Source organism: Vibrio sp. 10N.222.52.B12 (assembly GCF_002875385.1).
GTDB classification, from domain to species: domain Bacteria; phylum Pseudomonadota; class Gammaproteobacteria; order Enterobacterales; family Vibrionaceae; genus Vibrio; species Vibrio jasicida.
The window spans coordinates 1-14,556 of record NZ_MDAW01000102.1 but is presented as its reverse complement, the minus strand read 5'-3'; the positions used below and the strand labels follow the sequence as shown (position 1 = coordinate 14,556).

The 14,556-nt window shown below is 44.5% G+C and carries 15 protein-coding genes; 3 read left to right on the top strand and 12 right to left on the bottom strand.

Translation table 11 applies throughout. From position 1 onward, the window contains the following. Positions 1 to 7: 7 nt before the first annotated feature. The 3 genes from BCT11_RS06925 to BCT11_RS06915 form a co-directional block, all read right to left on the bottom strand. Positions 8 to 1,552: a YjjI family glycine radical enzyme gene (locus BCT11_RS06925; RefSeq protein ID WP_045405615.1), complete on the bottom strand. Its 1,545-nt coding sequence runs from the start codon at positions 1,550 to 1,552 to the stop codon at positions 8 to 10. Positions 1,553 to 1,759: 207 nt separating this feature from the next. Then, complete coding sequence (locus BCT11_RS06920; protein ID WP_102387717.1) at positions 1,760 to 2,386, bottom strand: LysE family translocator; 627 nt, start codon at positions 2,384 to 2,386, stop codon at positions 1,760 to 1,762. A 326-nt stretch (positions 2,387 to 2,712) separates the two neighbouring features. Next, a complete protein-coding gene (locus tag BCT11_RS06915) occupies positions 2,713 to 3,909 on the bottom strand; it encodes an HD-GYP domain-containing protein (RefSeq protein WP_102387716.1) in 1,197 nt (398 codons plus the stop codon). Positions 3,910 to 4,367: 458 nt separating this feature from the next. Between BCT11_RS06915 and BCT11_RS06910 the strand changes: the two genes are divergently transcribed. Further along, positions 4,368 to 6,077, top strand: a complete 1,710-nt coding sequence (locus BCT11_RS06910) for an EAL domain-containing protein (RefSeq protein WP_038872184.1) — start codon at positions 4,368 to 4,370, stop codon at positions 6,075 to 6,077. 68 nt (positions 6,078 to 6,145) lie between these two features. On the opposite strand, the gene BCT11_RS06905 is transcribed toward BCT11_RS06910, so the two are convergent. The 5 genes from BCT11_RS06905 to BCT11_RS06885 form a co-directional block, all read right to left on the bottom strand. Continuing rightward, positions 6,146 to 6,619, bottom strand: a complete 474-nt coding sequence (locus BCT11_RS06905) for a response regulator (RefSeq protein ID WP_038872181.1) — start codon at positions 6,617 to 6,619, stop codon at positions 6,146 to 6,148. After that, positions 6,606 to 7,943, bottom strand: coding sequence for an ATP-binding protein (locus tag BCT11_RS06900; RefSeq protein WP_102387715.1), 1,338 nt, complete (start codon positions 7,941 to 7,943; stop codon positions 6,606 to 6,608). The genes BCT11_RS06905 and BCT11_RS06900 overlap by 14 nt, the downstream gene beginning before the upstream one ends. A 3-nt stretch (positions 7,944 to 7,946) precedes the next feature. After that, complete coding sequence (locus BCT11_RS06895; protein ID WP_039976698.1) at positions 7,947 to 9,365, bottom strand: SLC13 family permease; 1,419 nt, start codon at positions 9,363 to 9,365, stop codon at positions 7,947 to 7,949. Between the two features lie 211 nt (positions 9,366 to 9,576). Beyond that, positions 9,577 to 10,056, bottom strand: coding sequence for a GNAT family N-acetyltransferase (locus BCT11_RS06890; RefSeq protein WP_102387714.1), 480 nt, complete (start codon positions 10,054 to 10,056; stop codon positions 9,577 to 9,579). After that, positions 10,053 to 10,529, bottom strand: a complete 477-nt coding sequence (locus BCT11_RS06885) for a GNAT family N-acetyltransferase (RefSeq protein ID WP_102387713.1) — start codon at positions 10,527 to 10,529, stop codon at positions 10,053 to 10,055. The genes BCT11_RS06890 and BCT11_RS06885 overlap by 4 nt, the downstream gene beginning before the upstream one ends. A gap of 131 nt (positions 10,530 to 10,660) precedes the next feature. Here BCT11_RS06885 and BCT11_RS06880 point away from each other — a divergent pair, with 131 nt between their 5' ends. Continuing rightward, complete coding sequence (locus BCT11_RS06880; protein ID WP_009704234.1) at positions 10,661 to 11,122, top strand: DUF417 family protein; 462 nt, start codon at positions 10,661 to 10,663, stop codon at positions 11,120 to 11,122. Between the two features lie 477 nt (positions 11,123 to 11,599). Here BCT11_RS06880 and BCT11_RS06870 read toward each other — a convergent pair whose 3' ends face one another. From BCT11_RS06870 to BCT11_RS06860, 3 genes are read right to left on the bottom strand one after another with little or no spacing between them, the layout of a single operon-like run. Continuing rightward, positions 11,600 to 12,121 carry a tetratricopeptide repeat protein gene (locus BCT11_RS06870; RefSeq protein ID WP_241908995.1) on the bottom strand — a complete coding sequence of 174 codons (522 nt, stop codon included), beginning with the start codon at positions 12,119 to 12,121 and terminating at the stop codon, positions 11,600 to 11,602. Then, positions 12,099 to 12,761: a peptidase E gene (locus BCT11_RS06865; RefSeq protein WP_102387710.1), complete on the bottom strand. Its 663-nt coding sequence runs from the start codon at positions 12,759 to 12,761 to the stop codon at positions 12,099 to 12,101. Before BCT11_RS06865 ends, BCT11_RS06870 begins: the two co-directional genes overlap by 23 nt. Positions 12,762 to 12,775: 14 nt before the next feature. Continuing rightward, positions 12,776 to 13,357, bottom strand: coding sequence for a DUF1287 domain-containing protein (locus tag BCT11_RS06860; protein ID WP_102387709.1), 582 nt, complete (start codon positions 13,355 to 13,357; stop codon positions 12,776 to 12,778). 459 nt (positions 13,358 to 13,816) lie between these two features. On the opposite strand from BCT11_RS06860, the gene BCT11_RS06855 reads away from it, so the two are divergent. Then, positions 13,817 to 14,047, top strand: coding sequence for a PAS factor family protein (locus BCT11_RS06855; RefSeq protein WP_038872158.1), 231 nt, complete (start codon positions 13,817 to 13,819; stop codon positions 14,045 to 14,047). Between the two features lie 75 nt (positions 14,048 to 14,122). Here BCT11_RS06855 and BCT11_RS06850 read toward each other — a convergent pair whose 3' ends face one another. Continuing rightward, a complete protein-coding gene (locus BCT11_RS06850; RefSeq protein WP_038881832.1) occupies positions 14,123 to 14,512 on the bottom strand; it encodes an MAPEG family protein in 390 nt (129 codons plus the stop codon). Positions 14,513 to 14,556 lie beyond the last annotated feature (44 nt).

The following is a 14,556-nucleotide window of genomic DNA, read 5'->3' as shown; positions in this document are numbered from 1 at the left end:
TCACCCATTACTTAGCGTAAGTCGGTGACATTTCGTGGCTCACCACACGTGGTGAACGCTCTAAAATACCGGTGTTCTTCGCCGCTTCTGCGCCTAGGAACGTCGTATTAGTACGTGATCCTTCTGCATCGAACTTTGCGATATCTGACAGTTTGACCATGTAACCCGTTACGCGAACCAAGTCGTTTGACGCAACGTTTGCCGTAAACTCACGGTATCCAGCATTCAATGCGCCTTTGCACAGGTTGAACATCGCTTCTGGGTTTGATTTCACTGTTTCGTCGATAGTCAGAATGTCACTGATGCCAGAACGGTAGTATTGGTGATGACCTGCCGTTGCTTGCACGTAAGACACTGGATCTGGTTCGTTGCCGTAAGGAATACGAACGCCCGGTGTTACATCCAAATCTAGGCTGATACCGCCTTGTGCGTGCAGCAGTGCTTTGCCCTCTAGACCAAACTTCACTGGTGTGCTTTCGACCAATTCAGACAATTTTGCCGAGATCGCGTGACCGAGCTCGTTTGCCGTTGCATCTTGGCCGTAACGGCTTGCTCTGCCCTCTTTTTCTAGTAACACATTCACTGCTTCTGCCATACCGTAGATGCCATACATTGGCGCAAAGCGAGATTCTTCGATCAAGCCTTCTTGCGTTAGAAAGCCTTTGAAGAACTCAGATTTTTCATGCAAATGTGAAGCGCGTGCGTCCATCAGCTCAACCATCAAGCCGTGATATTCTGGCAGCACGTTATTAAAGAAATCTTCACGGTTGTCTGCACGATTCGCCGCTTCTTTTAGGTTCATACGCACTAACGTGTTTGAACCGCCAGCCAATGGCAAAGAGTTGTAGCAGCTCACAATACCAAAGCGAGCACCTTCATAGGCATTCGCGTGCATTGGGTAATTCGCGATGTGTGGCTTGCTGCACTCACAAATGTTTTGTGTTGCTTGTTTTAACAAAGCGTCTGGTGTGACTGCTTCGTCGTACATGAACGTTAGGTTTGGCGCGATCTGTTTTAGCTCGGCGTCAACTTTCAAAATCGTGCGGCAAATGATGTTGTCCGTCGGACCAATGTTCACGTGCATAAACGCATCTGGCAATGTGCGATCCAGCATAATCCAGAAGTGTTTCAGTTTTTTGTAAATTTGCTCGTCAGTAAGATCACCGACGTAAGGCATCAACACATCATCAAGTTGACCTAGGTAAACCGGAATGCTGGTTACCGAAGGCACGTGATGGTAAAGGATGGTCAACATGTTGATCGCATCATCAAAATCTTCTGCTGGAGCTAACTCCAAGTATTCAGAACCTTGAGAAAGAAATTTTGCGTAGTCTGGCAAAACATAGCGCGGCTTAAACGGCGCGTGACCCTCAAACATGTCACATATGACGCCTTGCTGCATCGCTTGGCTTACCTCGTCAGAGACGGTCATATATGGAATTGTGGCTTCGGCTTCCAAAGCAAGAAAGTTTGATTTCTGTTTTGGAGACAAGTTGCTATCGGTCGCGATAGCAAGGAAACGCTGCTGAAGATCAGAAAGGCTTTGAGTCATCTAAGATGTTCCTGGAGAAAATACAACGAATACGCCCTTTCGAATCATTTGTTGATTTCAAATCATCGTTTGAGGGGACGCGTTGAATTTTACGCTCCAAGAGTCTTTGCCACTAATGAAAAAAACCAAAACGCCGATTTCCATTTTGGAAATAAGGTTTTTCTAATTTAGTCTAGGATTTAATAGCTTAGATTAATCCGCGGTTATTTAGCTTCGATGCGCGGTCGACAAAGCCACACCAGCGCTGATGAAGACACCACCTGTAAGACGGTTGAAAAATTTAGCTCTTCCCTTTGCAAATAACCAGTTTGATGTCCTCACACCGAGTAATCCATAGAAGGTTAACCAACTCAGCTCGAACACCACAAACGTACTAGCAAAGATCATGTATTGAGTGAATAGCGATGCAGAAGGGTCAATGAATTGAGGAAATAGCGCGGTAAAAAATACAATGGCTTTCGGGTTGCTTGCACCAACGATAAAGCCACTTACAAACGCGCTGAGATAACTAGAAGAAGACTGTTCTAACTTTGCTTGAGAAAAATCCGTCTGTTTGGATCGTAGAGCTTGGATACCTAGCCAAACCAGATACCCCGCGCCACACCATTTGATGATGTTAAAGACCAACTCCGAAGAAGCAATCACGACGCCAAGGCCAGTAAAAGACAAAGTAAGAATGATGGTGATCGCGGCTAAGCTACCAAGTGCCGTCATAAAGGCGTGGCGAAATCCGCTGCTAACACCTTTGCTTAAACAAAGTAGCGAACTAGGCCCAGGAGAGGCAGTCAGGACAAGTATTGCGAGGGTGTAATAAATCCAAGTATCGAGTTGCATTGGCGCTCCTTTCCAATGTACGGATAAATGAGTGAATCACGTGGGATAACAGCCTTACTCAACGTTTCTATCCATGAAACATCACGTAGAGGGCTCCACATCATTCTGCTCATAACTGAACTAACTCAAAACCAATCGTACTCCTCAATAAGCGTTCAGAGTAAGGAACCAGAGCGAGAAGCCAGAGCAACAAACATGCCTCCATTTATCTATCTTCTCGTTCACGTTGAGTCGTTTAGTTATGCAATCAACATACTGATAATATGCAATCGTGTAAAGTGATTACTTATTGGACAAGCATCACAAACAAGCAAACTGACTGCACATTAATCGTAGAATGGCTTCGGATCGACTTCTAACGTCGAAGGCGCCACTGCTTTTTCGATAGTGTGGGCGCTGTTTTTCAAATCGACCATTGCCACATCAATATAGCGTTTGTATTTGCGAGAGTAGAAACACTTCACTATCGGTTTCAGAGCTTGAGATTCATTCGATGTCCAGACAATACCGACACGCCCATCACTTAACTGAACAATAGAACCGACTGGATAAACGCCGATGCAGTTAATAAATTTGTACACCAGTTCAGGATCAAGGTGGAATGGCGTCAAACTCAATAGGATTTTGAACGCCTCTGCCGAACTCATGCCCTTTTTGTAAACACGGTCTGCGGTCAATGCATCATAAATATCGACGATACAGCTCATGCGGCCATGCATTGGGATCTGTTCACCAGATAAACCTAGTGGATAACCTGTACCATCAAGTTTTTCATGATGCATTAAGCATACATCGCGGCTCACATCGGCAAGCCCTTTCACACCCACGATAATTTCACCCGCAAACACCTGATGCAACTTCATATGCTCGAATTCTTCAGGAGTGAGTCGTGCTGGCTTATGTAAAACCTCATCATCAACTTTGATTTTACCCACATCATGAATAATCCCGCCGATAGCAAGCTGTTTGAGCGTTTCTTTATCCAAACCTAAATGCTTACCAAAAGATACCAACAAACATGCGACGTTAACGGAATGCTCAAGCAAATATGAATCTTTTTGGCGCAGTGCAGACACACATTGAAGCGCATCAGAATCAATAAATACGCTTTCGATCATGTCATCCGCCCACGATTCAATTTCGTCGACTTCAAAGGTTTGGTTCAGCAGTTTTTGAGCTAAACCTTTCGCTTCTGCAATCAGTTTTTTGGCTCGCTTGTGCTGGGCTTCTCGGGAACGAAACGCGCGCTGAATTTTCGGCGTTGTAATAACGTCAGATGCCGCTAACGTGACATCATGTTCCTCTTCAACAGGGTTGAACACGCACTCCTGAGCAGAAAGTTTCTGATCAACCCACACAAACTTCACCCCACTGGCTTGCAGCTTTTTAATACCTTGCGAAGTAGAAACGCGTCCGGCATTGGCCAAGTTCACACGTTTATTTTGTTCGATTGCAGTAACGAACATACCGATACCGATATCTGCAATCGAAATTTTTATTGAGTCTTCTGGTTTGTACTGCATATCGCGAAACTTGTTAACATCTATTATTTAGCAAACGCATTATAAGGGATCTGACCATTCATCGTTATAAGAATTCACTATCAATTAAAATTAATGAGTATTAAGTCAATATATGAGACATTCGCCTCCTTAAAAACCACTTTTAATCTATGGACTTAGTCCAATTTATCGTCATCTCTTGTCTGATTTTTGATAATTTGGGTGTTGAATCAATAACTCTTTCGTACAAATGGTATTTACTGTTGACTAAGTTTTATAAATGCCGATTATTAGTCGCATTACTCTAATATAATTTCTATTCCACATAAGCGAAGTCAGCTCATTAACATCACAGCTAACCAACCTGAATCGACTTGTTTCGTATGCAGTGTGAAAGGATAACCGCCCAAAATGTCATCAGCGTGTAGCTCGACTTATCTATTTATCTTCAACGCTGCTAGGATTGCGGAGGAAGCATCTTGACCACCAACAAGGTTGATCAAACCATTTCCGAACACGATCGTGAGTTTCTTCAGATCGTAGAGCAACGCTTCATCCACATCTTCGATGTGTTTAGTGAAGGACTCTTTTACATGGATGAGTTCGGCACTATGGCTTTCTATAACCAGCGATTCTATGAGCAATTTGGCATCAATGCGGGCCGTATCAATCTAGATAGATGGTTGGACTTAGTGCACCCTTTAGACAGAGAGCGTCTGTCTAAGCGTGTCGATGCCCATATCAACACCGACAACACTCGTGTCACCACTACCTATCGATTGCGTAAACCCAACGGACAATACGTATGGATTGAAGGTGTTGCGATGACCAAAGAAACCGAGCACGGCCACTATATGGTCGGCAGCCATCGCGATATCTCTGAGCGAAAACTAATGGAAAGCTACATTCATCAAGTGGCCTTTCATGACAACGCTTCCGGTATGGCAAACCGCGCACATCTGCTTCTCAATATCGATGAACTCGTGAAATCAAACCGTAGCCAAGCATCGATTTTTTATATCCAGATAGAAGAAATCAAATCTTACCTCAACCAGTATGGTAGTGAGCTGGTCGATGGCTTAGTCGAGAAACTATTGCAGACACTCAGCCATTTGCCTTCGCCCAACTGCACCGTTTACCGTGTTCATGATGATGATTTCGCTATTTTGGTGCTCGATGAAATACCACTCGAAGATTTGCACACTTATGCACAAACCATCAAACAGAATTATCATGATGCGGTAGTCGAAGAAGGCCAATATTTGGGCAGTAATATCAGTATCGGACTCTACCCTTCTATCGATCCTGAGCACTCAGCTGAAGAAATTGTCCGCAAGGCCGCACGCACCTGTCAATATGCCAGCGAGAAAAACAAAGATCGCATCGCGGTATACAGCCAAAAAACGCAACATGCGGTGGACCGTTACTTTTTTATCGAGCAGGGTTTGAAAAACGCACTTGAAGAGAAAACACTGAGCGTGAAATTTCAGCCGATTGTCCGAGCATCCGATTTACAAGTGGTCAGCTTCGAGTCTCTGGTACGTTGGCGCAGTAAAGAGTTTGGTGAAATCTATCCTGATGAATTTATTCCTGTCGCAGAAAATAAAGGCTTGATAGTCGAGCTGGGGTACCAAGTCTTTGAAAAAGCTTGCAAGTTCATTAAAAGCTATCGTGAACGTTATCAGAACCAAGTGCGTGTGAACGTGAACGTGTCGGTATTACAGCTTCTCAATAGTGAGTTTCCGAGCAAGATAAAAGCAATGGCGGATAAGGCAGGCGTCGAACCCAAAGCGATCGTTCTCGAACTAACAGAAACCTTTATTCTGGATAATAACCAAGCGGCTATCGCCCCCCTCAACACATTAAGTGAACTCGGATTTGCGCTCTCACTCGATGATTTTGGTGCAGGCTACAGTTCTTTGAATTGCTTCTTCGATTTACCGATGACGCAAATCAAGATAGATAAGTTAATGGCATGGAAGACTCTAACAAACCGTTCGTCTCGAGAGTACTTGAAATTCTTGATCAGCATGTGTTTTGAGCAGAACATTGAGGTGGTCATCGAAGGAATTGAAGATGCTAAAATGCGCGATTTTTTTGCTGAGATGGGTGTCGATTACCTGCAAGGCTTCTGGTTTTCTAAACCTTTATCTGTCGCAAGTGCAAGTCGATACACCTTGAGTCAATAATCACTCCAGTTAAAAATCGCGAGAATGCATCCTGAGCTAAACATCCTACTCAGCTCAGGAGCATTCGATTATCTCAAGCGGTCAAACACGACATTCTGATCTAAGTGCTCGTGGTATTCGGTGTAGTCTAAGCCCATATCGAAGATGTACTTTGTCACCAAGTTTCTCACACACTCCACCAATTGCTCTGCCTGCCAAGGTTTTTCAAAGTAACGATCAATGCCCGCAGAATTAATAGCATTAATGGTATCTGTATGTGTCGCTTGCCCGGTTAGCAATACTTTTCGAGTGCGTAGAAAACGACTGTCTTTAGAAATTTCTGTTAACAATTCCACACCAGTTTTACCCGGCATCACATGGTCAGAAATAATAAGCGCAATCATCTCTCCGTCTGCATCTAACTCATCCATCAATTCAAGTACTTCATCGGCAGACTCGCAATCTTCAATGTTGAGCCATTGGCCTAACGACTGTAAGTCTTGCAGAACCGCGCTTAACACCTCTCGCTGGTCATCAACGCAAATTAAATTAAGCTTGTCCATGTTCATCCTCTACCGGTAGTTTAATTCTAAATATGGTTTTTTCACTGTCACTTTTCACCGCGATTGAGCCGTTATAACCCGCCACGATGCGTTTCACTATCGACAGCCCTAACCCCAATCCAAACGACAGGCCACCTTTCTTAGTGGTGAAGTTTGGTCGGAAAATCTTTCTACGTGTAACTTCGTCAATCTCAGGACCATTGTTGGTGATAGTCACTAGAATCTTGTTCTTGCTTACACGCGTTTGTATCTCAATCGCTGGTGACTCAGTCTCTCTTAGCGCGTCACAAGCGTTCTTCAAAATGTTGACCCAGATTTGCACCAGTTCGGTTTGCGAGCCCACGAACAGAGGTAAATCAGCCGGACTAAAACGCACACTTACACGTCTTAAATCGCTTTGTAGCAATGCAAGTGCTTGGTTTATCGAGTCATTAACTCTGAGCCCTTCTTCTTTGTCTATGTCGGTACGACCTAATTGTTTCACTGACTTCACAATGCCAACGGTGTGCTTTGAGGCAATACGCAAATCGTGTAAATCACGTCCCATCTGCCAGTAACGAATCGCTTCTTCTGGACGCTTTAACCAATGCTCATTGAGATAATCGGTTGGCACAGCGCGAGCTAATTCTCGGGCCAGATCTTTTGGCAAACCATAGAACTTCTCAAAATGGCGCCCTCGCGTTCTTGCTTCACTCGATGAGATTTTCTGCCCTTGCATCAAACCGAAATCGAAGAACTGGCTTGCCTCAGGATGGACCTCTTCGAGCAATCCCATGATCACCGACTCCAAACGCTCTGATTTACTGCTCACCACACCAATGGCATTGTTGAGCTCATGGGCGATGCCTGCTGCAAGTTGGCCAAGTGTCGTCATTTGCTCTGCGGTATGCAGCTTTTGCAATGCCTTCTCTTTACCCAGCGCTTCTTGCATCGCTCGGCGTTGACGGCGAGAAAGCTCGTTGACCATCACCGGCATAAACTGTGCAGTTAAAGGACCATACTTACCTGCTTCTACCGCTGGCGTATTGCGCTCAATCCACGCTAATTCAACGTCCGTTTGAGCAATCACCGTCGAAGAAGCAGTCCACGTTCCAGAGAAGAAACTGTGCACGCCAATAAACGCGCCCTTAGATGCCGCAAACACCTGAGTCTGCTTTTTGCTATCCTCAGAGAAATAACCGGCAAGCTCGCCAGACAGCACATAGTAGAGTCGCTCGTTGTAGCCGTCTTGCTCAATCAATACCGAGCCTGACGACACCGTAATGCGACGCTCGATATGATTGAAATAACGCTCCACCAGCGTATCTAATTTACTTTCGTACATGACTTAACCAATGTGTCCAACGGTGTGAAGGATCCACACCATCAAGAAACTGAGCAATACACCTACTACACCTAACACGACACCAACACGCGCCATTTGATTACTTTGCACATGCCCTGTCGCATGAGCCAATGCGTTTGGTGGCGTACTGATTGGCAGAGACATACCAAGCGAAGCTGCAAAGGTCACTACGAGAATCAACGTCACTTCACCACCGAGTGGTGTTAACGATGCCATTGAGGTACCAAGCGCCGCCATGATTGGCATCAGTAAGTTGGCCGTCGCCGTGTGAGACATAAAGTTCGCCATAACCAAACACAAAAACGCAGCGCCAAACAGCACCACATAAGGCGAGAATTCATCAAATGGAATGCTGTGAACCACCAGCCTCGCCAAACCTGTCTTGTCTAGTGCAAGACCCAACGCAATACCGCCAGATACCAACCAAAGCACATCCCAAGAAATCTTCTTCAGATCTTCTTTGTTGATGATGCCCGTCAGTGAAAATACCGCGACCGGAATCAACGCTACCGTGTAAGAGTTCATGCCGTGCGCCGAGCCCATCAACCAAAGCAGAATCGTGCCTGCAAACGTGATATACACAATGATGGCTTTCGGCGTTTTCAAGAATTTACTCTTGATGTTAAGGTCAATTTTGGTCGTCTCAGCTTTGTAGAGAAAATCGATCAAGAACCATGCTAGCGCCATCATCACAATGACAAACGGCACGCCAAATACCATCCATTCACCGAAGGTAATAAGGTTATCACCCACTAGGTATTTCAATGCAATCGCGTTCGGCGGTGTACCTATTGGAGTACCAATACCGCCGATGTTTGCTGCGACTGGGATACACAACGCAAACGCAATGCGCCCTGGATCTTTCGGGCCAAACACCGCGATAACCGGCGTCAAGATGGACAACATCATTGCTGTCGTTGCTGTGTTCGACATGAACATCGAGAAGATTGCAGTAATCAGCATTAAACCCAGCATGACGTATTTCGGGTTTTGTCCGAACGGCTTAAGCAGTACGCGCGCTAAGTTGACGTCCAATCGATACTTGGTGGCCGCCATCGCGAGGAAGAATCCTCCTAAGAACAGCATGATGATTGGGCTAGCAAACGTCGCCATGATGTCACTGTATTGCAGTAACTCACCAAAATGAGGCTCCCCTTCATCAAGCCGAAAGAAAATCAGGCCCTTGTTGGAAACGAGCAACAACTCAAGCACGATGATCACCACAGAGGTGGCGTAAATTGGGATCGGTTCAAATACCCAACAGAGTGCAGCAAGCAAAAATATCGCGATAACGCGCTGCTGAATGATGGTCATGCCTTCGAATGGAAACGCTGACAGTGGCATCAGCAAAATGAGCAAAGGGATCACCGTTGGGATGATGTATTTGAGATAAGGGCGCATAGTACTACTTCTCTTCCTGAGATGGTTTGCCGTGAGATAACTGACGTAAGGAGCTGTTTTAACTGGCTTCCTTTTTCGCCACTCCGAAGAGAAATTATGCGCGCGCTTTTGAGGAGAAATTCTGGTGTTAGATCAATGAACTCTTATTCACCGCAGAAAACATGCGGTATCTGTGTTCAAGCTCACTAATTGAGCGAGGATTATTTATTGATCACACATCTTTTTTGTCTAACCGCCTTTCCATTACATAGTTGGTTAACGTAGTACCACGGACTTCGATTTGCTGCTCGTTTACAACAATAAAACCCATGTGCTCATAGAAAGGACGAGCGGTAACACTCACTTCTGAGTAGATTCGCGTCAGCCCTTTTGCCTTTGCTTGCTCGAGTACATGGGTCATCAATGCACGCCCTACGCCTTGCCCTTGATATTCATGATGGCAAAAAAAGTGGTCGACTAATCCACTAGGCTGCACATCGCTATAACCAACGATGACACCATCTAGCACAGCGACAAACGGCTGGATAGATACCATCTTCTTTAACCACAGTTGTGAGTCAAATCCCTCTTGCGCCCAAGCCTTCACTTGTTGCTCGGTATAATCTCTGCGATTGACGTTTCGGACCGTGTTAAAGAAAAGTGCCCAAAGTTTCGGGGCATCTTCTTCTTGAAAGTCACGAATTGTGATCATACGTCCTCCAATAAATCGATCTGCATTAATTGGCCACGTTCACCTGGTTCCCCGACCGGGCGCCAGCCATTTTTGTAATAAAAACGTTCACCGGCATCATTGCCCGGAATGTAGCGCAATCTGGCGTAGGTACAACCACCATCGACAAAACGCTTTAACAAGAAGTCTTGTAACTGCTTCCCTAATCCTTGATTGCGAAATTCTGGCTTCAAGTAAAACAGGTTAATGTAACCAAATCGCAGCCCTTCATCGTCCAAAACCGGATGTCGGCACTCCAGTTGCCCGATGATTTGACCATCTTTAATGACATGGAAGAATCCCGCTTCGTTGTCATTAACGATCGATTGAAACCAAGAAGTGATTTCTTGAATATCAAACCCATCCTGAAGGCCAAAACTGACCTCATAAGCGTCTTTTCGAAACGCGATACACAAATCCAAATGACGTGATAAATCTACAGGAATAAATTCCATCTAAGCCAATCCTTTTTATTCTTCGTCTTTTTGCTATATAGACATTAGTTATTTTATATAACCATAAATTCAAGAATTTTATAATTCAACTGTCGGTCATTTGAAAACATGCTTTTATAGGAGAAGTTATTATGCATGCATCATCTGTTTCCCAAAAACCGACACAATTTGGTTACTACCTTGGCGTATTTGGCGTTGCCCTTGTTCTTATCTGGCTGGGTATTTATAAATTCACCCCAACCGAAGCCAAATTAATTGAACCTTTGGTGGTTAATCACCCTGCCATGTCTTGGCTATATGGCATCATTTCCGTTCAAGCCGTATCTAATATCATTGGCTTAACCGAAATCATCGTCGCACTCGGCCTATTGGTTGGATTGAAAAAGCCAACGGTTGCTTACTACTCTGGTATTGCTGCAAGCGTTATCTTCCTCGCGACACTGAGCTTCCTAGTTACGACACCAAATACTTGGAAAGTTTCCGACGGTGTTTTGATTGCGAACTTTTTCCTTGTGAAAGACATTCTGTTCCTTGCGATTTCAATTAGTGTGGTTGAGCGAAACAAACCAAGTTTGACGCCAGCTATCGCCTAGTTTTAGAAAAAGTATCGAGAGATAGAAAAGAGAAAGCGCCATGACGATATGGCGCTTTTTGTTTGCCGTAAAAACGTTTAACCCAGCATTATCACAGCTTATTGCCCCCCAATAGTATCAGTAGGGCCTATTGATGAGTTTCTACATTAAAAACGAAGGCCAGTCAGAAACTGAGCAACAGCGAATAAAGGGACGGACCACGCGATGACGCTTCGATAAGGCAACATATGAACGAGGAGAGACGGATAACGTATCAGTTCCATTATTTGAAGGTGAGTAAGTAAATGCTGCTCTGGGCTTGAAAAACATGCCCAAAATCGCCGGGTAAAAGGGTGAGCACAGATAGTGTGCAAATAGCTGGAACAGATTGACCATATTCCTAGAAAACCAACTAACTCAACGAGAAAGAATACTTCTAGGCTAATAGGTAACACGGAAGGTCCACTTAGCAATACAATGGCTAGAAAAAGCCAAATCTTACGGTTCATCTACACTCCTTGTCCCGTGCTCTCTTAGCGCATTTAATCCTTCCAGCGCCTTTAACGTTGATGCCTTCAGAAGAGGCTTGTCGTATTTTTTTCTGATGTTGAGAGCCTCATTAAACAGCGACTCTGCCTCTTTAAATCGCCCCTGCTCTACATACAACTTGCCCAAATGCTGATAACTAAAGCTCAAATACAACTCAGTAGCAAACGCTTGGCTTTGTATAAACACGCTCGTCGCCTCATCATAGTCCCCTATATACTGTTTTGATGTTGCGACAACGTGCAAAGCCCAAAATTGATGCTTATGGTCCAAAGCACTTTTCGCGACACGCTCTCCAATAGTTATTGATGCTCGGTAGTTGCCTAGCACTCGTAAGCTGTCAGACAACAAAATTTGTTGCCACTGTAACGCCTCTGAGTGCCTTCGAAACCAAAAGAGAAGACATTTACTCCCGCTTTTACACAATCGAGTAACCGCACCTAAGCTGGGCCTATCTCTTTGAAATTTCATCATTGCCATTTCGGATTGTGATTTGTGCGTCCTCACTGCTATAAATGACTTTGCTTGGCTTACCATCAACAAAATGCAGCGCGGCATAATCACTGAGGCCGTAGCAGGTCGCATCAAGATGACTATGAGCAAAGCGCTCGAATAGGTCGTGTTTCGCGTCGTTCTCAATAAAGTGAGCAGATGCTAAACCTCGTAAAAGACCGATGCCTTTGATGATGGAGTAAGCCTCTGGATCGCTGTCTGTAATCCCATAATCAAACCAACAAATGGCGCCTGCACTCATCCCACAAAGTATGATGCCGCGGTTGTAACACTCTTTGAGAATGTCGTCGATACACCATTCTTTCCATAGAGCCAGCATAGAACGGGTATTGCCACCGCCAACGTAAATCACATCTTGCTCTAGCAACTTGGTTCGCCAGCCTTTCTCTAACTTGAACAGAGGAAAGTGTGTAAGGTGTTCGCTCAGCTTAGCATTGTGGAAACGGGTGATGACTTCTTCCGAATCTCCGGTGGCGGTAGAGAGATAACAGATTTTGGGGTTATTCTTTCCCACTAGTGACAAAATGTATTGGTCGAGTTGGCTTGGGAGCTCTCCCATCATCCATCCGCCTCCACCCAATACGACACAATGTTTTTCCAAAAGTTGACTTCCTTCTATTTTGGCTCAAACCGATAATGACCGGTTATAGGGTAATCAAACAACATATCCTCCAGTACGACACCTCCTCCTATATTGTGAACAATCAAAGGTCGTCGTTTGTCTGTCGATAAGTCATCGGCAACGATACCAATATGAGGGAGGTTCCCAGGGAGCATCCACGTGACAATGTCACCAGGCTTGAAATTATGACCATCATTCGAGATAGGTATTTCTACCCCATGACGTTGAAAGAACATTTGTAAATTTGGAACTCTGCGATGATCAATATTTCTATCAGTACGAGCTAAGCCCCAGATTCGTTTGGACGGATATGCAGAAAAGTTATCTCTCATGTCTTCATGAACAAGGACTTGGAGATCGACACCTAGTTTTCTATAGCTACGAATAATAACATCGGTACACACCCCGATATCAGAAGCAACATCGCCATTCGGGTAGCCAATTTGGTAATAACTTCCATCATAAGTAATGTCGTACTGTGTTCGTTCTTTTGCTGCCTCAGCAAGCGAAGTAGATTGTTTTGCTATAGCTGGCAAGCTAATAAGAACCGCCCACATGACAATGAATTTTCCCATAACAAGTTAAAGTCCTTTTCATCAAAGCCACCCAATACTTCAACACTATTTTATCGGTTGCAGAGAGATTGACTTTAGGTTGTTCGATAAGACCAGTAAGAATTGCTTTTAAACTGCGTAAACTTCTCGGTAGAGTCAAATTCACCGACGGGCTTTTTATCTAATGTAGGACACGCTTCAAATTGATTTCATATAGTTTGTACGACCAGAATCAAAAAGCTACCCCGAGATTAGCTTTACGCTTTTTCGACCACATGAACAACTTTCCCGGTTGTAAACAAGCTACGAAGAGTGAATTCCTATCACTATGATTTACAAGTCATTTAACTCCCACCAACGACTTTGTTACTTCGCACCACGAATTTATATCAGACCACTTTTCTGTGATTGGGGCTTCTGAATTTCGAATTGTAATCGAATACAATACATATGCACCCCGTGCAATAGAAAAGGAATTATATGAAAACGCTTATTTATGACACGCTTGTCAACCTTGCTAACCAAGAACCAGAACACCACGCGAAAATACGCCAGAACCTTTATGAGCAGTTAGATCTGCCCTTTGATAAGCAGCTTGCTCTGTATGCATGTGCACTCGGTCCTGCGAGCTCTGGTAAACTGGAAAGTCGTCAAGGTATCGACAATGCGGTAGATAGTGCAGTTAGACTATTAGCGACTCCTGAACGTTAATCAACTTTGCACTTTTAACGGCCCTACTCCCCTGGCGGGCCGTTTTTCTTCAAGGAAATAAACTCTCCTCTGTCCTCAACCAGAGATACACTGCCCCATAATCCCAAACGCACTCCCCATCGCGATTGCCCAAGAAATTGACCGTAAAACTCCGAAGTTCAATAAATAAAGAACATGGTAAGCGATTCTAAAAACGATATGCGCTAACGCTAAGAGCTGAATCTTCTCATTTACTGCACCTGTCGATATTGCAAGTAGAACAGCAGAGGCAAAAACTATCAAAGATTCAAAAGCGTTCTGATGTGCCGCTAATGCTCTAGCGCCAAATCCTTTCAAGCCAGCTTGCTGCTCGCGAGGGTAATTATTGTTATAGCCGCCCGCTTTATGCATAGCAATTGCCACAGGTATTTTGGCTACATAAGGTAGGAAAGCCGCTACGATTAGACAAAAAATCAAAATATCCATGTTTCATCCTAGTTGGTACCGCGAGAGGCTTTGTTGCGTAAATC